General features: G+C 46.6%; 16 protein-coding genes. 13 read left to right on the top strand and 3 right to left on the bottom strand.

The window, feature by feature from the left end; genetic code table 11:
• Nucleotides 1–3: 3 nt before the first annotated feature.
• From DW800_RS05020 to DW800_RS05010, 3 genes are read left to right on the top strand one after another with little or no spacing between them, the layout of a single operon-like run.
• On the top strand, nucleotides 4–567 hold the full coding sequence (locus DW800_RS05020; RefSeq protein WP_009037638.1) for an FHA domain-containing protein: 564 nt from the start codon (nucleotides 4–6) through the stop codon (nucleotides 565–567).
• Between the two features lie 19 nt (nucleotides 568–586).
• The gene (locus DW800_RS05015) at nucleotides 587–1,639 is read left to right on the top strand and encodes a PP2C family protein-serine/threonine phosphatase (RefSeq protein WP_009037637.1); all 1,053 of its coding nucleotides are present in this window, start codon (nucleotides 587–589) and stop codon (nucleotides 1,637–1,639) included.
• 9 nt (nucleotides 1,640–1,648) lie between these two features.
• Nucleotides 1,649–3,226 carry a bifunctional serine/threonine-protein kinase/formylglycine-generating enzyme family protein gene (locus DW800_RS05010; protein WP_009037636.1) on the top strand — a complete coding sequence of 526 codons (1,578 nt, stop codon included), beginning with the start codon at nucleotides 1,649–1,651 and terminating at the stop codon, nucleotides 3,224–3,226.
• 37 nt (nucleotides 3,227–3,263) lie between these two features.
• Here the strand turns inward: DW800_RS05010 and DW800_RS05005 are convergent, their stop codons facing one another.
• On the bottom strand, nucleotides 3,264–3,755 hold the full coding sequence (locus tag DW800_RS05005) for a 3'-5' exonuclease (protein WP_009037635.1): 492 nt from the start codon (nucleotides 3,753–3,755) through the stop codon (nucleotides 3,264–3,266).
• Between the two features lie 106 nt (nucleotides 3,756–3,861).
• Here DW800_RS05005 and DW800_RS05000 point away from each other — a divergent pair, with 106 nt between their 5' ends.
• The 5 genes from DW800_RS05000 (at nucleotide 3,862) to DW800_RS04980 (ending at nucleotide 13,906) form a co-directional block, all read left to right on the top strand.
• Nucleotides 3,862–4,401, top strand: coding sequence for an NUDIX domain-containing protein (locus DW800_RS05000; protein WP_119957844.1), 540 nt, complete (start codon nucleotides 3,862–3,864; stop codon nucleotides 4,399–4,401).
• Between the two features lie 104 nt (nucleotides 4,402–4,505).
• A complete protein-coding gene (locus DW800_RS04995; protein WP_119957843.1) occupies nucleotides 4,506–7,550 on the top strand; it encodes a tetratricopeptide repeat protein in 3,045 nt (1,014 codons plus the stop codon).
• 15 nt (nucleotides 7,551–7,565) lie between these two features.
• The gene (locus tag DW800_RS04990) at nucleotides 7,566–9,197 is read left to right on the top strand and encodes a TonB-dependent receptor (protein WP_119957842.1); all 1,632 of its coding nucleotides are present in this window, start codon (nucleotides 7,566–7,568) and stop codon (nucleotides 9,195–9,197) included.
• A gap of 145 nt (nucleotides 9,198–9,342) precedes the next feature.
• A complete protein-coding gene (gene topA, locus DW800_RS04985; protein ID WP_119957841.1) occupies nucleotides 9,343–11,769 on the top strand; it encodes a type I DNA topoisomerase in 2,427 nt (808 codons plus the stop codon).
• A 232-nt stretch (nucleotides 11,770–12,001) separates the two neighbouring features.
• Complete coding sequence (locus DW800_RS04980; protein ID WP_117703834.1) at nucleotides 12,002–13,906, top strand: LruC domain-containing protein; 1,905 nt, start codon at nucleotides 12,002–12,004, stop codon at nucleotides 13,904–13,906.
• Nucleotides 13,907–14,013: 107 nt separating this feature from the next.
• Here DW800_RS04980 and argS read toward each other — a convergent pair whose 3' ends face one another.
• Nucleotides 14,014–15,831: an arginine--tRNA ligase gene (argS, locus tag DW800_RS04975; RefSeq protein WP_117703823.1), complete on the bottom strand. Its 1,818-nt coding sequence runs from the start codon at nucleotides 15,829–15,831 to the stop codon at nucleotides 14,014–14,016.
• 155 nt (nucleotides 15,832–15,986) lie between these two features.
• Nucleotides 15,987–16,253 (bottom strand): HU family DNA-binding protein, encoded by a 267-nt coding sequence (locus tag DW800_RS04970; RefSeq protein ID WP_005830643.1) that lies wholly within the window; start codon nucleotides 16,251–16,253, stop codon nucleotides 15,987–15,989.
• Nucleotides 16,254–16,499: 246 nt separating this feature from the next.
• Here DW800_RS04970 and DW800_RS04965 point away from each other — a divergent pair, with 246 nt between their 5' ends.
• The 5 genes from DW800_RS04965 (at nucleotide 16,500) to secDF (ending at nucleotide 24,447) form a co-directional block, all read left to right on the top strand.
• Nucleotides 16,500–17,183 (top strand): rhomboid family intramembrane serine protease, encoded by a 684-nt coding sequence (locus DW800_RS04965; RefSeq protein ID WP_005830648.1) that lies wholly within the window; start codon nucleotides 16,500–16,502, stop codon nucleotides 17,181–17,183.
• On the top strand, nucleotides 17,164–18,054 hold the full coding sequence (locus DW800_RS04960; RefSeq protein WP_009037631.1) for a rhomboid family intramembrane serine protease: 891 nt from the start codon (nucleotides 17,164–17,166) through the stop codon (nucleotides 18,052–18,054). The genes DW800_RS04965 and DW800_RS04960 overlap by 20 nt, the downstream gene beginning before the upstream one ends.
• Before the next feature lie 92 nt (nucleotides 18,055–18,146).
• Nucleotides 18,147–19,247, top strand: coding sequence for an endonuclease/exonuclease/phosphatase family protein (locus DW800_RS04955; RefSeq protein WP_008662580.1), 1,101 nt, complete (start codon nucleotides 18,147–18,149; stop codon nucleotides 19,245–19,247).
• A gap of 35 nt (nucleotides 19,248–19,282) precedes the next feature.
• Nucleotides 19,283–21,367: a M3 family metallopeptidase gene (locus tag DW800_RS04950; RefSeq protein ID WP_008662578.1), complete on the top strand. Its 2,085-nt coding sequence runs from the start codon at nucleotides 19,283–19,285 to the stop codon at nucleotides 21,365–21,367.
• Between the two features lie 83 nt (nucleotides 21,368–21,450).
• The gene (secDF, locus tag DW800_RS04945; RefSeq protein WP_057088677.1) at nucleotides 21,451–24,447 is read left to right on the top strand and encodes a protein translocase subunit SecDF; all 2,997 of its coding nucleotides are present in this window, start codon (nucleotides 21,451–21,453) and stop codon (nucleotides 24,445–24,447) included.
• The last annotated feature ends 299 nt before the right edge of the window (nucleotides 24,448–24,746 follow it).

The raw sequence follows: 24,746 nt of genomic DNA, 5'->3' as shown, positions 1-24,746 counted from the left end.
CAAATGGAATCAGAATTATTAAGAATCAAGTGTCCGAACTGCGGTGCCGTTCTGACTATAAAAAAGATAGCAGGCCTGGAAACCAAGAGTATTCCATGCCCAGTATGCAAAAAGGCATCAAAGTACATTGACTACAAAGTTCCCAAACAACAATATACTCCACCAAATGAAAATGATGACACCACCATGGGAGATGAAACCCACATTGACCATTCAAAAAATCAGAGTATCGGCAAACTTCAGAAAATTGGCACAAGTCATATATATACTTTATCCCTAGGAATAAATACAATCGGACGAAAGGCACAAACATCAAACGCCACTGTACAGATTGATACAGATGACCTTACAATGAGCCGTTCACATTCCATTATTGAGGTACGCAAACTGAAAACCGGTGGTTATATACACTATTTTTCGAATGCTCAAAACAAAAATGCCACTTATATCAATTCTGGATTAATTGAAAATGGCGACCGTATCATACTGCATGGAGGTGAAATCATAAAAATGTCGAATACGACATTGAAATTCATACTTCTTTCTGAAGATGATACAATCATTTAAACCTAAAACAAAATTGGATATGAAATATGTTTTAAACCCCTTAGCTATCTACGAACTGGGACAACGGAGCAATCAGGAAGATTCCATCTTCCCCGTATCAGGTGAAGTAACGGCAGAAGACCGCCTGTTTATCGTATGCGATGGAATGGGTGGTCATGAGTCGGGTGAGGTTGCCAGCCAGACAGTATGCCAAACGATGAGTGAATACATCTTGTCACAAACTTCACCGGAAGGGGCTTTCACAGACGAGCAATTTAACGAGGCGCTCAATGCAGCCTATGATTCATTAGACCAAAAGGATAATGGTGCCGCCAAAAAGATGGGGACCACCATGACTCTTCTGAAATTTCATAGTGGCGGATGCCTGCTTGCCCATATCGGTGACAGCCGCATCTATCATATCCGACCTTCTGAAAGATACATTTTCCACACAAGAGATCACTCGTTGATAAACGACCTATATGACATCGGTGAAATCACCCTTGAAGAGATGAAAACCTCAAAGCAGAAGAATGTCATTACCCGTGCCATGCAACCCAACCTGGAAAGACGTCCTAAAGCAGACATAAAACATATTACAGACATCCGCCCCGGTGACTATTTCTTCATGTGCTCGGATGGCATGTTAGAGGAAACTGACGATAGTGACTTGCTGAATATCCTCTCTGACCCTGACACAACAGATGATGAAAAAATACAAATCCTGACCAAGGTCAGTGAAAACAACCGGGATAATCATTCTGCATTTCTTATTCATATTTTAGACTTAATTCCGGATAATTATACAAAAGAAGCAAAAGGCAAAGAAGAAAGTCCTATAGAATCCGTTCCGGACAACCGTGTCATGACTGCTGGAACAAGGACAATCGAAAGAGAGGGGAAAAAGAGCGCTGAAACTAAAGAGGATAAGAGACAAAAGCGCAGGCTGCCGATTGTCAAGATTCTTGCATTCGCCATATTACTTTTTATCGTTATCTACGCCGCTTCTTTCGTTCTGTTGAAAGCTATAAAGGGGGAGAAAGAGCATTCCAAGACAAATCACCAAATAGAAAACACTATATTACAAGAATAATCCAAGAATATGCAGCTACTACCGGAAACATCTCTGCAAGGAGGCAAATATAAAATAGAAAAAGTACTTGGCCAAGGTGGTTTTGGCATTACTTACTTAGGGCTTCAGACGGGACTGAACCGATCTGTCGCCATTAAAGAGTTCTTTATGAAAGAATACTGTGAACGCGAAGAGACTACTTCCAAAGTTCTTCTGGGCTCACAAGGTAGTCGAGATATAGTGGACCGTTTCCGAATAAAATTCATAAAAGAAGCTCAAACCATTGCCCAGATGGACAATCCGCATATCATCCGCATTCATGACATTTTTGAGGAAAATGCAACTGCATATTATGTAATGGAATATATTGACGGAGACTCTTTGGACAGGTTAATACAGAAGCAAGGGAAGTTAGACACCGCGGTAGCATTAAACTACATCTGCCAAACAGCTAAAGCATTACAGTATATCCATCAAAAGAAGATTTTACACTTAGACATCAAACCTTCCAACATTCTGCTCAGAGGTGAGGAAGATGCCGTATTAATAGATTTCGGAATTTCCAAACGATATGATATAGACGGAAGTCAAACGAGCACCACTCCTACAGGAATCAGTAAAGGTTATGCCCCCATAGAACAATATAGACAAGGTGGTACAAGCATGTTCATGCCCAGTACAGACATTTATTCATTAGGCGCTACCATGTATAAGTTACTGACAGGAGAAACACCGCCCGAAGCTTCTGACATTGTAGACGAAGGATTAACAATTCCAGATTATATAGCCCCCAGAATAGCAACTGCAATAGAAAAGTGTATGGCTCCAGCACGCAAACAAAGGCCACAATCTATTACGGAATTTCTGTCCCTGATAGCAATGGAGCCTCATGAACATCCTCAAGACGGTACATCTTCTTCTAAGGAAAACACGGTTATACAAAAAAGGACAGACCACCAATATCTATCAATTGACGTAAAAGGAATTTTATTCAAAATGTGTTTCGTTGAAGCAGGAACTTTCATGATGGGAGCTACTTCAGAACAAGAGCACGAAGCCTATAGTGACGAAAAAAGCAACAAAAGAGTGGATATACAGAACTTCTACTTGGGAGAAACCACTGTTACCCGGAAATTATGGAATGCGATTATGGGAAACTATCAATCGGAATCCAAAGAGGAGAATCTTCCTATCGAGAATATATCATGGATTGACTGCATAGATTTTATTCAAAGACTAAACAATGTTACCGGACGCAAGTTCCGTCTTCCAACCGAAGAAGAATGGGAGTATGCGGCACGAGGAGGAAATCAAAGCAAAGGGTATAAATACGCCGGTTCAAATTCTATTGATGAAGTTGCATGGTATGATGGGAACAGTGAACATCACACCCATCCCGTGGCTTTAAAAAGACCGAATGAATTGGGATTGTATGACATGAGCGGAAACATTCAAGAATGGTGTTCCTCTTTCTATGAATATGGCTCAAACCGGAGTCTACGAGGCGGATGCTATTTATCATCACCACGAAGATGCCGTGTTTCATGTAGAAACAACAATAGCCAAGTGTATCATGACGCAAGCATAGGATTACGATTGGCTTTATAAACAGCTACGGAGCGGGATTCCACATGAACTTCCTCCTTTATATGACTTGTTTGGCTATCCATGCACAAGCCTCCGCATCCGCCAATGCATGGTGGTGTTGCTCCAGTTGGTAGCCACAACAAGCTGCCACTGTGTGCAACTGATAGTTGGGCAATCCTTTCAGGACGCGACGTGATGTCTGCAAAGTACAATGAAACTCATAATCCGGATAATCCATGCAGTAAGTACGGAAAACAGCTTTCAGGCAGCTTTCATCAAAGGCCTTGTTGTGCGCTACCAATGGCAAGCCTTCAATGCGTGGAGCTATTTCCTGCCACACAACGGGAAAGATAGGAGCATCCCGGGTATCTGCCAACGTCAGACCATGCACGCGGGTATTCCAATAAGTGTAATACTCCGGTTCGGGACGGATGAGGTTATAATAATGGTCCACAATCTCTCCATCACGTACGATAACCACTCCTACACTACAAACGCTGGTACGCTGTTCGTTGGCCGTTTCAAAATCAATGGCAGCAAAATCTTTCATCCGATATGGTTTTATAGTCGCCAAAGATACGAAAAATTCACTCTGTTCCTTTCATTCTACACCTGGTTTCCATTATCTTTGTCCCCCGGACAAAGGCTAAAATATCATGGAACATCCACTTTCGCAATTCAAATATTGTCCGAAATGCGGTTCAGCCCATTTCGAAGTTCATAACGAGAAGTCGAAGCAGTGCGCCGACTGCGGTTTCGTCTACTACTTCAACCCCTCTTCTGCCACCGTCGCCTTGATACTGAACGAGCGCGACGAGCTGCTGGTGTGCCGCCGCGCCAAAGAGCCTGCCAAAGGGACGCTGGACCTCCCCGGAGGCTTCATCGACATGACCGAGACCGGTGAGGAAGGCGTTGCCCGCGAAGTAAGAGAAGAAACCGGCATGAAGGTGGCAAAGGCCGAATATCTCTTCTCCCTGCCCAACATCTACATCTATTCCGGCTTCCCCGTACACACGCTGGATATGTTTTTCCGTTGTACGGTGGAGGACACCTTGCACTTCAAGGCGATGGACGACGCGGCAGACCTCTTCTTCCTCCCCTTAAAAGATATCCGTACGGAAGAGTTCGGGCTCGGCTCCATCCGCAAAGGAGTGGGTATCTTCCTGGAAGACATACGGAAGAACAAAAGCGAATGATTATTCGTTCCTATTATGGTATATATCCTAAAAAAGCCAAACAAGTGTAACATTTCCGGGTTAAAACCCGTATTTTTGTAAAATACCTATTCTAACAAAAGAAAATGAAACATAAAATCTCCCGAATATTGTGCACAGCACTCTGTTGCGCACCTTTACTCGCCTCAGCACAAACAAGCGAGAAGAGTACTTCTCCCAAGCGACTCTACCAGGAAGGACAGACGTTGTTCCAACAAAAGGCCTATGCCGCCGCCATCTCCCCGTTGCAAGCCTATGTACGCCAGATGAATGCAGACGGCAAGCCTCTGCCCGACACGGGCGAGCGACAGGAAGCGGAATACATGCTGGTATGCGCCGCATACGAACTCAGAGACCCCAAAAGCATAGACCTGCTCCGTGCCTTCCTGGACGAATATCCCGATACTCCCCATGCCAACCGCATCTATGCATTAATCGCCTCCTCCTATTTCTTCGAAGGCAATTATGACGATGCCCTCGCCATGTTCAACTCCGCCCGCCTCGACCTTCTGGGTACCGAGGAGCGTGACGACATGACCTACCGCCTTGCCACCTGCTATCTGAAGACGGGCAATGTAAAGGAAGCAGCCATCTGGTTCGAGACCCTGCGCAGCACCAGCAGGAAATATGCAGCGGACTGTGCTTACTACATCTCTTATATCCGATATATCCAAGGACGGTATGACGAAGCGCTCAGCGGTTTCCTGCCTCTGCAGGACAATGCCAAGTACAAGAACCTGGTCCCCTATTACATCGCCGAAATCTACTTGCTGAAGAAACAGTACGACAAGGCGGAAATTGTAGCGCAAAATGCCTTGTCAACCCACCCCGACGGTCTGAGCTACACGCACACGGCAGAGCTGAACCGCATCCTCGGTACAGCCGAATACCATTTCGGGAAATACCACGAAGCCATAAAGTCCTTCGAGCAATACCTGGAGCACAATGCCGAATCTGCCACTCATAGAAGAGATGCCCTCTACATGCTGGGTATGTCCTATTATCAATGCGGCGTGTATTCTCAAGTTCCTGCCATCCTTGGCGAAGTGACTACCGAGAACGACGCTCTCTCCCAAAATGCCTACCTGCACATGGGACTGGCTTACCTGCAACTGGCCGACAAGACCAAGGCACGTATGGCCTTCGAGCAGGCTGCCGCTTCCAATGCCGACCCGAAAATCAAGGAACAAGCCGCCTATAACTACGCCTTATGCATTCACGAGACCTCCTATTCCGCTTTCGGCGAATCGGTGACCGTCTTTGAGAAATTCCTGAACGAATTTCCAAACTCTCCTTATGCCGAGAAAGTCAGCAACTACCTGGTGGAAGTGTACATGAATACACGCAGCTACGATGCCGCACTCAAATCCATCGACCGCATCTCCCATCCCAGCAAAGCCATTCTGGAAGCCAAGCAGAAGATTCTGTTCCAACTCGGGACCCAGTCTTTTGCCAACACACAGTTCGAGCAAGCCATCGGTTACTTCAACCAAAGCGTCACGCTGGGACAATACAACCTCCAGACCAAGGCAGACGCCCTCTACTGGCTCGGCGAGTCTTATTACCGCCTGAACCGGATGAGAGAAGCCGCCCGCAATTTCAACGAATATCTGTCACTCACCCGGCAGAGGGATACGGAAATGTTTGCCCTTGCCTACTATAACCTGGGCTACATCGCTTTCCACCAGAAAGACTATTCGACGGCAGAGAACCGTTTCCGCAACTTTGTCCAACTGGAGAAAGGCGAAAACCCGACCGCATTGGCAGATGCCTACAACCGTATCGGTGACTGCAACCTGCACGTCCGCCGCTTCGACGAGGCCAAGCAATACTATACAAAAGCAGAAAGTCTGGGAACACCTGCCGGAGACTACTCTTACTATCAGCTGGCCCTTGTAGCCGGCCTGCAAAAAGACTATTCCGGAAAGGTTACTTTACTGGACCGCCTTGCCGTCAAATATCCCAATTCGCCTTATGCCATCAATGCCCTTTACGAAAAAGGGCGCTCCTACGTACAGAGCAACAACAGCCCCCAAGCTATCGCCGCCTTCCGCGAATTGCTCGGCAAGTATCCCGAGAGTCCCGTCAGCCGTAAAGCCGCCGCCGAAATCGGTCTGCTTTACTACCAGAACGATGACTATGACCGTGCCATAGAAGCCTACAAGCATGTGGTCACCCAATATCCCGGAAGCGAGGAAGCCCGCCTTGCCATGCGCGACTTGAAGTCCATCTACGTAGATGCCAACCGCGTGGACGAGTTTGCCGCCCTCGCCGCCCAGATGCCGGGCGAAATCCGCTTCGAACCCAGTGAGCAAGACTCGCTGACTTACATCGCTGCCGAAAAAGTATATATGAAAGGCGAAGCCGCACCTGCCAAAGAGAGCTTCACCCGCTATCTGCAAAGTTATCCGGGAGGCGCTTTCAGCCTGAATGCACACTACTACCTCTGCGTCATAGGCAAAGAGCAGAAAGATGACGAGGCGGTATTGGAACATGCCGGAAAACTGCTGGAATACCCCGATAACCCATATTCTGAAGAGGCTTTGCTGATGCATGGAGAAATTCTGTTCAACCGCCAGCAATATGCCCTGGCATTGGCCGACTACAAGAAATTGCAGGCCAAAGCCACCACGGCAGAGCGCCGCCAGCTTGGCGCTATCGGTGTACTGCGCTGTGGAGCACTGATGCATGATGATGCGGAAGTCATCAACGCCGCCACAGCCTTGCTTGCCGAAGCCAAGCTGTCTCCGGAGCTCCGGAACGAGGCGTTGTACTACCGTGCCAAGGCATACCTCAACCAGAAAGCCGACAAGAAGGCAATGGATGACCTTCAGCTGCTGGCCAAAGACACCCGTACCCTTTATGGAGCCGAAGCCAAATATCTGGTGGCATTACAATGGTACAACGCCGGTAATTATGCCCCTGCAGAAAAGGAAATCCTTAATTTCATCGACCAGAGCACACCGCATGCCTACTGGCTGGCACGCAGTTTCATCCTTCTGTCTGATGTATATGTAGCCATGGACAAGAAGCTCGATGCACGCCAATACCTATTGAGCCTGCAGCAGAACTACCAGGCCGACGACGATATAGCAAGCATGATTAACGAAAGACTGGAGAAATTAAAGTAAGAAATATAGCACATTATGAAAAAGATACAATATATCCTCGCAGGAACTATGCTTGTCTCCCTCTCTTTGGGAGCACAAGCCCAGACACAACCCCAAGACACCACCATGAACCGTACGGTAGTCGTGGAACAAGAATATAATCCGGACATCATGGATGCCTCCAAAGTGAACGTGCTTCCCAAGGTGGAACCTCCTACCGTCAGCAAAAAGGCGGTGGAATATGACGCCACCCTGATGCCGGCAACCCATATCCCGGCAGGTATCATGCAAGCCTATACCGGAAAAGAGACGCAGGCGAAAGCGCTGCCCGGATATGTACGCTTGGGATACGGTAACTACGGTAACCTCGATGTACGCGCCAACTACCTCTTCTCTTTATCCCTCAAAGACCGCCTCAACCTGACATTCACAATGGATGGCATGGATGGCAAACTGGACTTGCCGGATAATGGCGGGAAGTGGAATTCATTCTACTACCGTACCCATGCTGCCATGGATTATGTACATGCCTTCAGCAAAGTCGATTTGAATATTGCCGGAAAGTTCAACCAAAGCAATTTCAACTTCCTGCCCGACTTCGTCAGCAACAAGCAGAAATTCGTTTCGGGTGATGTACATTTCGGGGTAAGTTCCACGAGCGACGATATGCCTCTCCAATTCCGTGCCGAAACCAATTTGTTGGTCTACCAGCGCCAACACGACCTCATGGTGAGCAATATCAAAGAAAATATCGTGCGTACCAAAGCCGATGTCACCGGTTCCATCTCCGATGAGCAGACCATCGGCATGGCTTTTGCCATGGACAATACATTCTACAGCGACGGACGTTTCGAGAATCACACCGACGTAGACTTCAATCCATACTATCTCTTTCAGAATGACGACTGGAAAATACGTCTCGGCGCACACGTCGACCTGGCTTTCGGCTTCGGCAAGAAGTTCCGCGCCGCTCCCGACGTAGAAATACAATACATCTTCTCGGACAGCTACATCCTCTACGCACAAGGTAAGGGAGGACGGCTACAGAACGATTTCCGCCGTCTGGAAACCATTACGCCTTATGGCATTACAAGCCAGCAGCTTGACAATACCTACGAACAGCTCAACGCAGCCATCGGCTTCAAGGCAAGCCCGGTCAGCGGATTGTGGTTCAACCTATACGGCGGGTATCAAGATTTGAAAAACGACCTGATTGACACTCCGACTGTTAAGTCCGACGGGATAAGCAATGTTTACCTCACAGAAGATACCAAGAACCTCTACGCCGGAGCCGACCTGAGCTACAACTACAAGGATGTTTTCTATCTCGCCGCCAATGCCGTCTATCGCCATTGGACAACGGACTCAGACGGTTCTGATGTCGTAGTAAGTTTCAAACCGGCCGTAGAAGGCAATCTCAATCTCAAGGTACGCCCCATCTCCCCACTGCTTGTCGGCATCGGCTATCAGCACATCTCACGCCAAGGCGTGGAGGGCAACAAGGCAGACCCCGTCAGCAATCTCTATCTAAACGGCAGTTACGAACTCTTCAAAGGTATCTCCGTGTATGCGCGCGTGAACAACTTGCTGAACAAAGATTACCAGTACTACTGGGGATACCCTTCAGAAGGTCTCAGTTTCTTAGGCGGAGTAAGCTTCCTCTTTTAATAGGGGCAGCACAAGCCGGAGCTCTAATTTGAACAAAAAAGGTCATTTTTGCTAAATTCTCCTTATATTATAAGGTGGGAAGAATCTTTTTTTCCTACTTTTGCGGGCGAATTCAGTGGCGGGAGTCACTAAAAAACAGAAATTTATGCAGAAAAACCTTGTCATAGTCGAGTCTCCGGCGAAAGCAAAAACCATCGAGAAATTCCTTGGAAAAGATTTCAAAGTCCTTTCCAGCTACGGCCATATACGTGATTTAAAGAAAAAAGAATTCAGTATTGACGTAGACAAAGACTTCAAACCGCATTACGAGATACCGGCGGATAAAAAGAAACTCGTAACCCAGCTGAAAGAAGAAGCCGAGCAGGCAGAAACCGTATGGCTGGCTTCCGATGAGGACCGCGAAGGGGAAGCCATCGCATGGCACTTGTACGAAGTGCTGAAACTGAAACCGGAACACACCAGACGTATCGTCTTCCATGAAATCACCAAAGGTGCCATCCTGAAAGCGATAGAAAATCCCCGTGACATTGACATCAACCTGGTCGATGCCCAGCAAGCCCGACGTATCCTGGACCGTATCGTAGGTTTTGAACTTTCACCGGTATTGTGGAAGAAAGTGAAACCTGCCCTTTCTGCAGGCCGTGTACAGTCCGTAGCCGTCCGTCTCATTGTAGAGCGCGAACGCGAGATACATGCATTCCAAACCGAAGCATCCTACCGTGTTACCGCCGTATTCCTCGTTCCGGACACTGACGGCAAAACAGTGGAAATGAAAGCCGAACTGGCGCACCGGCTCAAGACAAAGGCAGAAGCCCGGAAATTGCTGGAGAGCTGTAAAGCAGCTACGTTTACCATCAGCGACATCACTACCCGTCCGCTGAAGAAAACTCCCGCCGCCCCGTTCACCACCTCTACCTTGCAGCAGGAGGCTGCCCGCAAACTGGGATTCACCGTGGCACAGACCATGATGGTGGCGCAACGTCTGTACGAATCCGGATTGATAACCTACATGCGTACCGACTCCGTCAACCTTTCCGAACTTGCCGTCAACGCCAGCCGTGAAACCATCTCCAACCTGATGGGCGAACGTTACGTACACAACCGCCACTTCGCCACCAAGACCAAAGGAGCGCAAGAAGCCCACGAAGCTATCCGCCCCACCTATATGGAGAATGCCAAGATAGAAGGTACCCCGCAGGAAAGAAAGCTGTACGACCTCATCTGGAAACGTACCATCGCCTCGCAGATGGCAGATGCCGAAGTGGAAAAGACAACCGTAACCATTGCTATCAGCAACGAGACGGAGACTTTCACTGCAACCGGCGAAGTGGTGAAATTCGACGGTTTCCTCCGTGTCTACCGCGAATCATACGATGATGACGTAGAAACCCAGGAAGATGAGGCACGCCTACTGCCCCCTCTGAAAAAAGGACAGAAGCTCGAACATGAAGGTATCACTGCTACCGAACGTTTCACCCAACACCCTCCCCGCTACACGGAAGCAAGCCTTGTGCGCAAATTGGAGGAACTGGGTATCGGACGTCCGTCTACCTATGCTCCTACCATTTCCACTATCCAGCAACGCGAATACGTGATAAAAGGAGAAAAAGCAGGTGAAGAACGCACCTACAATGTGCTTAACCTGCAGGGTAATGAAATAACGGACAACAACCATACAGAAATCACCGGAGCCGAAAAGTCAAAACTGATGCCGACAGACACCGGTATTGTGGTCAATGACTTCCTGATAGAGTACTTCCCGGACATCCTTGACTACAACTTCACTGCGAGCGTCGAAAAGCAATTCGACGAAATAGCCGAAGGTGACAAGCAATGGACCGCCATTCTGAAAACATTCTATAAAAAATTCCATCCTTCAGTAGAAAACACACTTGCCGCGAAAACCGCCCACAAGGCAGGCGAACGGATTCTGGGAACAGACCCCGTCAGCGGAAAGCAAGTGTCTGTAAAAATCGGACGTTTCGGCCCAGTAGCACAGATAGGTACTGCCGAAGATGAGGAAAAGCCCCGTTTCGCTCAGGTAAAAAAAGAAATGTCCATCGAGACCATTACGCTGGAAGAAGCGCTGGAGCTGTTCAAACTTCCCCGTACTCTCGGAAAGTACGAAGGTAAGAATGTAGTCGTAGGTGCGGGACGTTTCGGACCTTATATCCAGAACAACGGCTTGTATGCCTCGTTACCCAAGACAATGGACCCGATGACTGTTACGCTGGAAGAAGCTATTGAACTTTTGCAAAAGAAACAAGAAGCAGAAGCCCAAAAACATATCAAGAAGTTTGAGGAAGAACCGGAACTGGAAATCCTGAATGGACGCTATGGCCCTTACATCGCTTATAAAGGCAGCAACTACAAGATTCCTAAAGACATCATCCCTCAAGACCTGAACCTTCAAGCTTGTCTGGAAATTGTGAAACTGCAAAGCGACAAGGATACGGGCAAGTCTAAGCGGACTGCAAAGGCAACCAAGGCCACAGCCAAGTCAACAACGAAAACCAGTAAGGCGACGAAAGCAGCGACAACCAAGGCCACTTCAACAGCCAAGAAAAAGTAAAATGAAAGTACATGATACAAAATCCTCCTTTGCCGGATATTTTGTCCGGCAAAGGAGGATTTTCTTTTTTCTTTCATCTTTCCCTTCCAATTTAAGGTTGTTGTTACCGTTATTCTCATAAAAGAGCTCCAAGAAGGTCGAAACAAGTGAAAATTTTCTTTCTATGTCAAATAAATATATATATTTGTACTAAAGGCTATTACAGCAAGCAAACAAACAAAAAATGAAAGGTATGAATAAAATTTTCTTTACCAAAAGAACTTCCATTCTGTTACTGGCAATATCTCTATTCAGCAGTTGTATGGAAAAAGACGTGTATCAAGGAGATAAGAATACACCGTTGAACCCCACAGAGGTATTCGATTTCAGTCTGACGAAAGAAGTAAAACTGAACGTCGACTATGGTTTCACCAACGACTATTACATTATTTTCGAGCTCTACAATCAGAATCCCATGAAGGAAGAGAACAACTCTTGGATAAAAGATGAGAAGCTCTCCCCCATCTATGCAGCCTCCACAGACAAAAAAGGGCAGTACTCAGGGAAAATCACCATCCCCTCCGACATTACGGAAATATGGATTTACAGTGACTATCCCGGTGCCGTTTCTCCGGTCAAGTTAGCAGTGTCCAATGAAGAAATCAATTTTGACCAGGCGGAATATATAGCATCCTTACAAACCAAGACAAGGGCAACGACAGCAGGCGGCTACAGCTATCCTGACGATTGGAAACTCATTCCGGGTACGGATTGGGATGTTTATGGTCTTCCAGTCAATATAGAAAGTATCTTGAGTATGCCACCGGCTGAAATTCTGTACAGCATCAAAAAAACATATACCAAGGTGGCCAAAGAAGGAATAAAAGTCATGCATCCGGAATGGCTCAACAATAACACAACATCCGAAATCAAAATCACCAAAGCGACGGAAGTGAGTCTTGTATTCATTAGCAGTGGTGCCGGATGGAACAATACCATCGGATATTTCACCTATCCGACCAACGAAGTCCCTACTGAAAGTACGGTCCAGAAAATCCTTGCATTCCCTAATGCGTCTCCCATCAGCAAGTCAAGCGGAACGGGCAGACTACTCTGCGGCCATGAAATGAAACTGAAATATTGGAATGAAAGTACACAGCAGTTCGAAGATAAATTCCCTGCCGGCGTTACTCTAGGCTGGTGTCTGGAAGGAATGGGCTTTAACAACGGAAATATCAAGAAGACCGGTCACACCCGCTTTTCTTACAGTTCTATGAACAGTGACAATGCACAACGTGTGGTAGCCCTGCGCGATGGAGGAACAAACCAGATTGTAGCCATCGGATTCGAAGACAATACAGACTACGACTACTGTGACGCCACATTCTATGTCAAGATAGCAGAAGCCAATGCCATTGACCCTGAAGGACCAGAACTGCCTCCGGTAGATCCGCCCAGCAACCTGGAATATACTGTTTATGGTACACTGACCTATGAGGACCAATGGCCCTCTGAAGGAGATTATGACATGAACGATGTAGTGGTCGAATACCAATCCACCATCTACAAAAGTGCTCTGGACGATAAGATATATAAAATTATGGATGAGTTTACCCCTATCCACAATGGAGGGAGCTACATTTGCGGATTCGGTTACCAACTTTCCAATATCGACCCGTCCAAAGTAAGGAGCATCAATGTCACCGGTTCAGACAGCTGGGAAATGGAAACGGGACAGTCACACCCCACCATCACTCTTTTTAACGATATCAAGAAAGTGCTGGGACAAAAAATCACTGTCACCACTGAAGTGATAGACATCTCTTCCAAAGACAACTCTGTGAATCCTCCCTACAACCCGTTCATTTTTGTCAACGACAGAAACAGAGAGGTACACTTAGTGAATTATCCGCCCACCAACAAAGCCGATATGAAGCTCTTCAATACCCAGGACGATGTGTCGAACACCTCAGCAGGAATCTATTATATTGCACGCTATAAAGAGGAAATACAACTGATGCCCTTCGGAATCAACCTCCCCAACATCGTAGATTTCAATATACCTGCAGAGGGCGTAAAGATATACAACACATATCCCGACTTCATCGAATGGGTCAAATCGGACGGAAGCACCCACAAAAATTGGTATAAGAAATAAAGGACATGTTGCAAAGCCAACAATAGAACATAGAACAGAAAAGCGGAACATAGCCGAGAATCAATCCGGCTACGCTCCGCTTTCATTTATAAGAAACTTGCGTAAAGTTACATTCTGTCAGGTACCTCAATTCCCAGTAAGCCCATACCTAAGCGTACCACCTTGGCTACATTCTCGGACAATGCAAGGCGGAATACCTTCACTGCTTCGTTCTCCTCACGCAGAATGCTGAAGTCATGGTAGAACTGGTTATATTCCTTCACAAGGTCATACGTATAGTTTGCAATGATGGACGGACTGTAATCCTCGCCTGCCTGCTTCACAATAGCGGCAAAGTCGGCAACCATCTGTATCAGTCCCTCTTCCTTCTCACTCAGTTCAATGCCGGCAGGTAACTGGGCAGGGATTTCGATACCGGCCTCTTTTGCCTTGCGGAGAACAGACTGGATACGTGCATAAGTATATTGGATGAACGGTCCCGTATTACCATTAAAGTCGATGGACTCTTTTGGATTGAATGTCATGTTCTTGCGGGCATCCACTTTCAGGATGAAGTACTTTAAGGCACCCAGACCAACGATACGGGCGATATTGTCTGCTTCTTCCTTTGTCAGACCATCCAGCTTGCCCAGTTCATTGCTGGTTTCCTTGGCTGTATCAATCATCTCCGCCATCAGGTCGTCAGCATCAACCACGGTACCTTCGCGGCTCTTCATCTTGCCCTCGGGAAGTTCCACCATACCGTAAGAGAAGTGCACCAACCCTTTACCCCATTCGAAGCCCAGTTTGTCGAGCAGGATGGACAATACCTGGAAATGGTAATTCTGTTCGTTACCTACCACATAAATCATCTTGTCGATGGGATAATCTGCAAAGCGGAGTTTGGCAGTACCTATATCCTGCGTCATGTAGACAGATGTACCGTCCGCACGCAACAGCAGCTTGTGGTCCAACCCCTCACCCGTGAGGTCTGCCCATACAGAGCCATCTTCTTTCCGGTAGAAGAAGCCTTTCTCCAGGCCCTCCATTACCTTCTCCTTACCTTCGAGGTACGTGTTTGATTCGTAATATATCTTATCAAAAGTTACACCCATCATACGGTAAGTCTCGTCAAAACCTGCATACACCCAGTCGTTCATCTTCTTCCAGAGCGCACGTACTTCCGGGTCATTGGCCTCCCACTTTACCAGCATTTCACGAGCCTCCTTCATCAAAGGAGATTCAGCTTCCGCCTTGGCTTTGGCTTCTTCCTCATTCATGCCTTCGCTTTGGAACTTGGCCATCAGTTCTTTCACTTCCGCTTTATAATGCTTGTCGAAGGAAACATAGTAATCGCCAATCAAGTGGTCTCCCTTCTTGCCGGATGATTCGGGAGTTTCACCATTCCCGTACTTCTGCCATGCCAACATGGACTTGCAGATATGAATTCCACGGTCATTGACAATATTTGTCTTTACTACCTTATTACCGTTGGCAGCCACTATATTAGCCAGCGCATTTCCCAAAAGATTATTGCGTACATGTCCCAAATGAAGCGGTTTGTTGGTGTTGGGAGAAGAATACTCAATCATCACCAATGGAGAGTTGTCAGTAGCAGCCACGATACCGTACTGCTTGTCCGCATGAATGCCATTCAACAATTCTATCCACGCAGAGGAGGCAATGGTCAGGTTCAGGAAGCCCTTAATGACATTAAATGCTGCAACCGAAGACTCGTTTGCCTGCAAGTATTCACCGATTTCCTGGGCCGTCTGCTCCGGTCCTTTCTTGGACATACGGAGGAAAGGGAATACAACCAGCGTGAGATGTCCCTCAAATTCTTTCTTGGTTTTCTGCAACTGCACTTGTGCGGCAGGAACATCCTGTCCGTAAAGCGCTTTCAGTCCGCCGATGACGGACGATACCAGTTTCTGTTCTATATTCATGATTCAAATGTATTTTCCTGCGTGCAAAGATAGCGTAAACCGAAATCAGTACAAAACAAGCAGGCTTGTTTTTATGGCCTCACAAGATATTCAACATACAAAGAGGGGACGCTCTTTGTAAAACGTCCCCTCTTTGTATGTTGAGTATACTGTTCTTATTCAGCTGTCAATTCCGTACCTGGTTTGAATTTAACAACTTTCTTTGCAGCAATCTCGATAGGCTTTTTAGTAGAGGGGTTGATACCCATACGCGCTCCTCTTTCCACCACACTGAAAGTTCCAAAACCAACCAATGATACTTTATCACCGGCCTTCATTGCCTTAGTGACTGACGCGATAAATGCATCCAATGCTTTCTTTGAATCAGTCTTTGACAAACCAGACTCCGCTGCCATAGCGCTAATAAGTTCCGCCTTATTCATAATGCTTAAAATTAATTAATATGTTACACAAAAGATATTTTTACTTTTCATCACAAACCTCCACAAAAATAGAGCAATATTTCTGAATATCAAATAAAAACATTAAAAAAATATTGGAAAACAACGAAAAAGAAGGAATAGAATCTGCTTTTTCTGTTATAGAACAGAATTTATTCGTATTTTTGCCGGAGAAAGCAAAAACAGACAACTGTTTTTGAACTGTAAAATGAATTGAAACAACAGATTATGAATACTATACCTACTGTAACCAAAAACCTTTTAATCATTAATGTGCTGATGTTTTTGGGCACCATTGTCGCCCAAAGCTACGGCATCGACCTCGCCCAATATCTGGGATTGCATTTTTTCCTTGCCGAAGATTTCAATGCAGCACAATTGATAACATATATGTTCATGCACGCCGGATTCGCGCACATATTTTTCAACATGTTTGCTGTATGGATGTTCGGACGTATTTTAGAGCAGGTATGGGGGCCAAAACGATTTCTGTTCTACTATCTGGTGTGCGGTATAGGAGCCGGAATTATCCAGGAGGTGGTACAGTATATTCATTATGAGACAGTACTTTCCGCCTATGACAGCGTAAATACTGGCATGGCCATCATCCCGATGGAGGAATATCTCAATATGATGACTACCGTGGGAGCTTCGGGAGCAGTATACGCCATTCTGCTGGCATTCGGCATGTTGTTCCCCAACCAGCAAATGTTCATCTTCCCGTTACCGGTTCCCATCAAGGCCAAATATTTTGTTATCGGATATGCCTTGATTGAACTTTATGCCGGATTTGCAAACAGTGCAGGAGACAATGTGGCTCACTTCGCACATCTGGGTGGTATGGTATTCGGCTTTATCCTAATTATGTACTGGAGAAAAAAGAACAGAGGAAATGGCTACTATTATAACTGATTTGAAAGAAACCTTCCGTAGGGGGAACATTTATATCCAACTGATTTACATCAATGTAGCGGTATTCATACTTACTACGCTAACCGAAGTCATGTTCCAGTTGTTCAACCGGAGCATAGCAGGCGTATTCGAATGGTTGGAACTGCCGGCATCAGTCATACGCTTCATCCTGCAACCATGGTCACTACTGACATATATGTTCATGCATGCAGGATTCATGCACATTCTTTTCAATATGCTGTGGCTTTACTGGTTCGGTGCACTGTTCCTGAGTTTCTTCTCTGCAAAGCATCTCCGGGGTGTATACATTCTGGGAGGAATTTGCGGCGGTCTGCTCTATATGGCCGCCTATAACATTTTCCCGTATTTCCGTCCCATGACAGACTATTCTTTCATGCTGGGTGCTTCTGCCTCTGTACTTGCCATTGTAGCCGCCACCTCCTATCGCGAGCCCAACTATCCGATACGGCTACTGCTGTTCGGAACCATCCGGCTGAAATACCTGGCACTCATCGTTATAGGCACCGATTTACTGTTCATCACCTCCAGCAATGCCGGTGGACACATCGCACATTTAGGAGGTGCGCTGGCAGGGGTATGGTTTGCCGCCAGCCTCAGCAAAGGTAGTGACCTGACCTCATGGATAAACAAATGTCTGGATACCTTAGTTTCCATCGTCAACTTCAAACCCAGAAAGCCGAAAATGAAAGTACACTACGGTACTGGCAAACAAAAAGATTATGATTACAACGCACGGAAAAAAGCCCAATCCGACGAGATAGACCGCATTCTCGACAAATTAAAGAAATCGGGATACGAAAGCCTTACTACAGAGGAAAAGAAAAGCTTGTTCGACGCGAGTAAACGTTAAACCAATGGAAAATGGAAAACGGAAAATGAAAAATGAGAATATAACCGCCACTCTTATTTTCAGTTTTCACCTTTCAATTTTCAACTATTATAATGAAGCATCTCGGTAATTTTGTCGCTCTCCTGATTTTAGCGGTCAATGCCTTATTTACGGGCCTATTACTGTTCACCGCCTATAGTCCGCACATCCAGCCGGTCACACATCCGGTGCAATCGTGCCTGGGGCTGACATTTCCCGTGTTCCTGATGATAAATGCCGGCTTCCTCATTTTTTGGCTGGTCATCCAGCGCTATAGGTCGGCTTTGCTGCCCCTAATAGGGATGTTGCTCTGCTATTCGCAGATACGCACCTATCTGCCCATCAACTTCCATACAGACCACTTACCGGAAACAAGTATCAAACTGCTCTCCTACAACATTATGGGATTTGACGGTGCCGCCAAACAAGATGGCAAAAACCCGATATTGACCTATTTGAAGGAAAGTGGCGCCGATATCCTCTGTCTGCAGGAATATTCCACAGTACAATCCTCAAAGCATCTTTCGCAAAAAGACGTAGAGCGGGAACTCAAGGCATATCCATACCACCGCATCAACACAGTGGGTAGCGGAAAGGGACATACCAACAAGATAGCATGTTACTCTAAATTTCCGATTCTCTCGTCACGCATATTGGATTATCCCAGCGAATACAACGGTTCGGTACTCTATGAAATCAAGATTGGGGAAGACACGGTTACCCTCATCAACAATCATCTGGAGTCCAACAAGCTGACCAAAGCCGATAAAGTCGTGTACGAAGACATGCTGAAATCTCCCGAAAAGGAAAAAGTGAAAAGCGGCGCACGCCTGCTCATACGCAAGCTGGCAGAAGCATCGGCCATCCGTGCCCCGCAGGCTGACACTATTGCACATGAAATAACCGCTTCACCGCATCCTTACATTATTGTATGCGGCGATTTCAACGATACCCCCATCTCCTATACCCACCGCACCATCGCCCAGGATTTGGACGACGCATTCACCCAATCAGGACGGGGGCTGGGCATCTCCTACAACCAGAACAGATTCTATTTCCGGATAGACAACATACTGACAAGCAAGAACCTGAGAGCCTACAATTGTACAGTAGACCGCTCCATCAAAGAGTCAGACCACTATCCGATATGGTGCTATATCACTAAGAGATATTGAAAATTAATACTTAAACATTTAATACTTAGAAAACAATGTTCAAAAAATGTATTCTAATTTTAGCAGCAAGTTGTATGATGTACTCCTGTGCCACCCAGACGGAAAGCAATCCGTTCCTTACTGAGTTTCAAACACCCAATGGCGTGCCTCCATTCGATAAAATCAAGTTGGAGCACTATGAACCCGCATTCCAGAAAGGTATAGAAGAGCAGAACGCCAATATCCAAGCCATCATTGACAATACGGAAGCCCCTACTTTCGAAAATGTCATTGTTGCCCTCGACAACAGCTCTCCCACCCTGGACCGTGTAGGCGGTGTATTTTTCAACCTGACGGAGGCCGAAACTACCGATGAACTGACAGCCCTTTCCATGAAACTGGCTCCGACATTGGCCGAACACGAAGACAACATCTCCCTCAACCAGGAGCTTTTCAAGAAAGTGGATGCTGTCTACAGCCAGAAAGATGCTCTCGGCCTGACCCGCGAACAACAAAGGCTGCTGGAAAAAACCCATAAGAAATTTATCCGTTCCGGCGCCAATCTTCCGGCCGACAAACAAGCCCGTCTGCGTGAAATCAACAAGCAGCTTTCCACACTCGGAATCACGTTCAGCAACAACATCCTGAACGAAAACAACGACTTCAAGCTTTATGTAGGAAAAGAGGAGGACCTCGCCGGACTTCCCCAATGGTTCCGCGAAAGCGCCATGGCTGAAGCCCGTGCCACCGGACAGGAAGGCAAATGGCTGTTTACCCTCCATAATGCAAGCCGCCTGCCTTTCCTCCAATACTCCGCCAACCGGCCGCTACGCGAACAGATGTACAAGGCCTACATCAACCGCGGCAATAACAATGACAAGAACGACAACAAGAAAATCATTGCCGACATCGTACGCCTGAGACTTGAAAAGGCGCAACTGCTGGGTTTCGACTGTTACTCCAACTTTGTATTGGACAATACAATGGCAAAGAATTCCACCGCCGTGATGGACTTCCTCAACAACTTGTGGAGTTATGCACTCCCCAAAGCAAAAGCCGAAGCAGCCGAACTGCAAAAGCTGATGGACAAGGAAGGCAAAGGAGAGAAACTGGAAGCATGGGATTGGTGGTACTACACCGAAAAACTCCGTAAGGAGAAATATAACCTCGAAGAAGAAGAGATTAAGCCCTACTTCAAACTGGAAAACGTACGTGAAGGCGCCTTTGCCGTTGCCAATAAGCTCTATGGCATCACGCTGACAAAGCTCGAAGGTATCCCCGTCTATCATCCCGATGTAGAAGTGTTTGAAGTGAAAGCCGCAGACGGCTCACAAGTAGGAATCTTCTATGTAGATTACTTCCCCCGTCCCGGCAAAAGCGGTGGTGCTTGGATGAGCAATTACCGCGAACAACAAGGCAGCATACGTCCATTGGTATGCAACGTATGCAGCTTCACCAAGCCCGTAGGCGACACTCCTTCCCTGCTGACTATCGACGAAGTGGAAACTTTGTTCCATGAATTCGGCCATGCCCTGCACGGATTATTGACCCAATGCCAGTATAAAGGTACTTCAGGCACCAATGTCGTACGCGACTTCGTGGAACTCCCCTCTCAAATCAACGAGCATTGGGCTACCGAACCCGAAGTGTTGAAAATGTATGCCAAGCATTACAAGACCGGCGAGGTCATTCCCGACAGCCTGATTGAAAAGATACTGAACCAGAAAACGTTCAACCAGGGTTTCATGACTACCGAGTTGCTGGCCGCCGCCATCCTCGACATGAACCTGCATAACCTGACTGATACCGAAGGTCTTGATGTCGTTGCATACGAAAAAGAAGCGATGGACCAACTGGGGCTGATTCCGGAAATAGCTCCCCGCTACCGTACCACATACTTCAACCACATCATCGGCGGTTATGCTGCAGGCTACTACAGCTATCTCTGGGCCAATGTTCTGGACAACGATGCCTTCGAAGCTTTCAAGGAACACGGTATCTTCGACAAGCAGACAGCCGACCTCTTCCGCCAGAATGTTCTGGAAAAAGGAGACAGCGAAGACCCGATGACTCTCTATAAAAACTTCAGAGGAACTGAGCCTCAATTAGACCCGATGTTAAAAAATCGCGGTATGAAGTAAGATTTGTGAAAAAAAAGCTATATTTGCAGCCTTGTATGCAACAGAATTTAATTAAAAAGTAATCATAATAAACTAAAAGTAACATGCAAAACAAAGGATTTGTAAGGGTTTTTGCGATATTGCTCACACTGGTGTGTGTGTTCTATCTCTCCTTCTCTTTTGTAACTCGCCATTACACAAGTAAGGCCAAAGAGTTTGCAAAAGGCGATGTGAAAGTAGAGCAGGACTACCTCGATTCTCTGGCTAATGAGAAAGTGTATTTCGGCAATTGGACGCTGAAACAATGTCGTGAGATGGAAATCAGTTTAGGTTTGGACTTGAAGGGTGGTATGAACGTCATCCTTGAAGTTTCCGTACCCGATGTCATCAAAGTATTGGCTGACAACAAGACTGACGAAGCATTCAACCAAGCATTGGCCACTGCCGCCAAGCAAGCTACCACAAGCCAGGATGACGTGATCACCCTATTCGTCAGAGAGTATCACAAGCTTGCTCCGGGTGCTCCGCTGTCACAGCTGTTCGCAACCCAACAATTAAAAGACAAGGTAACTCAGAAATCTACCGACGCGGAAGTTGAGAAAGTATTGCGCGAAGAAGTAAAGGCAGCTGTTGACAACTCCTACAATGTACTTCGTACCCGTATCGACCGTTTCGGTGTAGTTCAGCCCAATATCCAGAGTCTGGAAGACAAAATGGGCCGTATCATGGTAGAACTTCCGGGTATCAAAGAGCCTGAACGTGTAAGAAAATTATTACAAGGTTCTGCCAATCTGGAATTCTGGGAAACATACACAGCAAAAGACGTTACTCCCTATCTGCAAGCTGCCGACACCAAGTTGCGTGCCATCGTTGCAAGCGAAACTCCGGCAGAAGAGGCAGACAGCGCAGCTACCGAAGCTCCTGCCGTAGCCCAAGCTACCAGCACAGCCGACAGTCTTGCCGCTGCTTTAAAGGGTGAAAACAAGACACAAACCGCTGACCTTGCACAAATAAAGAAAGAACACCCGCTGTTCGCAATCTTGCAAGTCAACCCCAGCGGACAAGGTCCTGTTGTAGCCTATGCCAACTACAAGGATACAGCTGAAATCAACAGATACCTTTCCATGCCGGAAGTTCAGGCCGAAATGCCGAAAGACTTGCGTCTGAAATGGGGAGTATCTCCTTATGAATATGATCCGAAAGCTCAGACTTTCGAACTTTATGCCATCCGTTCTACAGAACGTAACGGCAAGGCGCCTCTGGAAGGTGATGTAGTGGTTAGCGCCAAAGACGAATACGACCATTACGGTAAACCTGCCGTAAGTATGTCCATGAACACTGACGGTGCACGCCGTTGGGCTCAGCTCACCAAGCAGAATATCGGCAAGAGCATCGCTATCGTGCTGGACGGTTACGTTTACTCCGCACCGAACGTAAACAATGAAATCACTGGTGGTAACTCACAGATTACCGGTCACTTTACTCCGGAACAAGCAAAAGACTTGGCAAACGTATTGAGATCAGGTAAGATGCCGGCTCCCGCACATATCGTACAAGAAGACATCGTTGGTCCTTCACTGGGACAAGCTTCCATCAATGCCGGTATCATGTCATTCATCGTAGCATTGATTCTGCTGATGGTTTACATGTGCTCTATGTACGGATTCATTCCGGGTATGGTTGCCAATGGTGCTTTGGTGCTGAACTTGTTCTTCACATTGGGGATCCTTTCCTCTTTCCAAGCAGCATTGACGATGTCCGGTATTGCCGGTATGGTGTTGGCACTGGGTATGGCTGTAGATGCCAACGTATTGATTTACGAACGTACCAAAGAAGAACTCCGTGCAGGCAAGGGTGTAAAGAAAGCATTGGCTGACGGTTACTCCAACGCCTTCTCTGCTATCTTCGACTCCAACTTGACGTCTATCATCACCGGTATTATCTTGTTCAACTTCGGTACAGGTCCTATCCGTGGTTTTGCCACTACATTGATTATCGGTATCTTGATTTCGTTCTTTACTGCCGTATTCATGACGCGTCTGTTCTATGATTATTTCATGGGCAAAGACAAATTGCTGAACCTGACATTCTCTTCCAAGATTTCCAAGAACCTGATGGCGAACGTACACTTCGACTTCATGGGCAGAAACAAGCTGTGGTTGACCATCACCGGAGCTGCCGTAGTTGTATGTATCGCTTTCCTCGCTACCCGTGGACTGAGCCAGAGCATCGACTTCACCGGTGGACGTAACTTCAAGGTACAGTTTGAGAACAAAGTGGAACCGGAACAGATTCGTGAACTTATCTCCAGCAAGTTCGGCGATGCCAATGTCAGCGTTATCGCTATCGGTACAGACGGCAAGACTGTGCGTATCAGCACGAACTACCGCATTGAAGAAGAAGGTAACAACATCGACTCTGAAATCGAAGCATATCTGTATGAGACTCTGAAGCCGGTATTGACTCAGAACATCACTTTGGAAACCTTCATCGACCGCGAAAACCATACGGGCGGAAGTATCATCAGTTCCCAGAAGGTAGGTCCGAGTATCGCAGACGACATCAAGGTTTCAGCCATCTGGTCTGTTGTACTTGCATTGATTGCCATCGGTATCTATATCCTGATCCGTTTCCGCAATATTGCATACAGTATCGGTTCAGTAGCCGCATTGGCTTGTGATACCATCATCATCCTGGGTGCCTACTCCATCTGTTGGGGCTGGATGCCGTTCTCTCTAGAAATCGACCAGACCTTTATCGGTGCCATCCTGACAGCTATCGGTTACTCTATCAATGACAAGGTGGTAATCTTCGACCGTGTACGTGAATTCTTCGGTCTCTATCCGAAGCGTGACAAGTTCCAGTTGTTCAATGACTCATTGAATACAACTTTGGCACGCACCATCAATACTTCACTGAGTACCTTGATTGTATTGCTGTGTATCTTCATCCTCGGTGGTGACTCTATCCGCAGCTTCGCATTCGCCATGATTCTGGGTGTTGTATTCGGTACAATGTCTTCTCTGTTCGTTGCATCTCCTATCGCTTACATACTGATAAAAGGCAAAAAGAGCAGTGAACTTAATGAAGTTTCAGAATAAAAGGATTTTACTATAATAATATCCCTAATTAAGGGGCTATTCGAAAATAGATAGCCCCTTAATTAGGGATATTCAGTAAATGTCATAAAAAAGTAAGATGGCATATGCAGATGATTTGCTCCTACCATCTCATATGCCATTTTATTGTATTTTCTCTCTCTGAGCTAAAATCTTATCCGTTTGGAAGAAGCCTAACAACTTCCTCTATAGGATTTCTGTTTTCCTGTTCCGTACTTTAATTTTCGATAGTGAGTAATACTGTTTTTGTGTACCGAAACGGCCTTCGAGCCTGGTGGCTT

The sequence above is a fragment of the Bacteroides sp. AM32-11AC genome (assembly GCF_003603515.1).
Lineage (GTDB): Bacteria > Bacteroidota > Bacteroidia > Bacteroidales > Bacteroidaceae > Bacteroides > Bacteroides uniformis.
Note: the sequence above shows the minus strand (reverse complement) of the source record. Positions and strands in the feature narration are given on the sequence as shown.

Excerpts from the sequence above, each read along its gene's own strand:
- DW800_RS05020 (WP_009037638.1), top strand. The coding sequence starts at position 4 with ATGGAATCAGAATTATTAAGAATCAAGTGTCCGAACTGCGGTGCCGTT.
- DW800_RS05015 (WP_009037637.1), top strand. The coding sequence starts at position 587 with ATGAAATATGTTTTAAACCCCTTAGCTATCTACGAACTGGGACAACGG.
- DW800_RS05010 (WP_009037636.1), top strand. The coding sequence starts at position 1,649 with ATGCAGCTACTACCGGAAACATCTCTGCAAGGAGGCAAATATAAAATA.
- DW800_RS05005 (WP_009037635.1), bottom strand. The coding sequence starts at position 3,755 with ATGAAAGATTTTGCTGCCATTGATTTTGAAACGGCCAACGAACAGCGT.
- DW800_RS05000 (WP_119957844.1), top strand. The coding sequence starts at position 3,862 with ATGGAACATCCACTTTCGCAATTCAAATATTGTCCGAAATGCGGTTCA.
- DW800_RS04995 (WP_119957843.1), top strand. The coding sequence starts at position 4,506 with ATGAAACATAAAATCTCCCGAATATTGTGCACAGCACTCTGTTGCGCA.
- DW800_RS04990 (WP_119957842.1), top strand. The coding sequence starts at position 7,566 with ATGAAAAAGATACAATATATCCTCGCAGGAACTATGCTTGTCTCCCTC.
- topA (WP_119957841.1), top strand. The coding sequence starts at position 9,343 with ATGCAGAAAAACCTTGTCATAGTCGAGTCTCCGGCGAAAGCAAAAACC.
- DW800_RS04980 (WP_117703834.1), top strand. The coding sequence starts at position 12,002 with ATGAATAAAATTTTCTTTACCAAAAGAACTTCCATTCTGTTACTGGCA.
- argS (WP_117703823.1), bottom strand. The coding sequence starts at position 15,831 with ATGAATATAGAACAGAAACTGGTATCGTCCGTCATCGGCGGACTGAAA.
- DW800_RS04970 (WP_005830643.1), bottom strand. The coding sequence starts at position 16,253 with ATGAATAAGGCGGAACTTATTAGCGCTATGGCAGCGGAGTCTGGTTTG.
- DW800_RS04965 (WP_005830648.1), top strand. The coding sequence starts at position 16,500 with ATGAATACTATACCTACTGTAACCAAAAACCTTTTAATCATTAATGTG.
- DW800_RS04960 (WP_009037631.1), top strand. The coding sequence starts at position 17,164 with ATGGCTACTATTATAACTGATTTGAAAGAAACCTTCCGTAGGGGGAAC.
- DW800_RS04955 (WP_008662580.1), top strand. The coding sequence starts at position 18,147 with ATGAAGCATCTCGGTAATTTTGTCGCTCTCCTGATTTTAGCGGTCAAT.
- DW800_RS04950 (WP_008662578.1), top strand. The coding sequence starts at position 19,283 with ATGTTCAAAAAATGTATTCTAATTTTAGCAGCAAGTTGTATGATGTAC.
- secDF (WP_057088677.1), top strand. The coding sequence starts at position 21,451 with ATGCAAAACAAAGGATTTGTAAGGGTTTTTGCGATATTGCTCACACTG.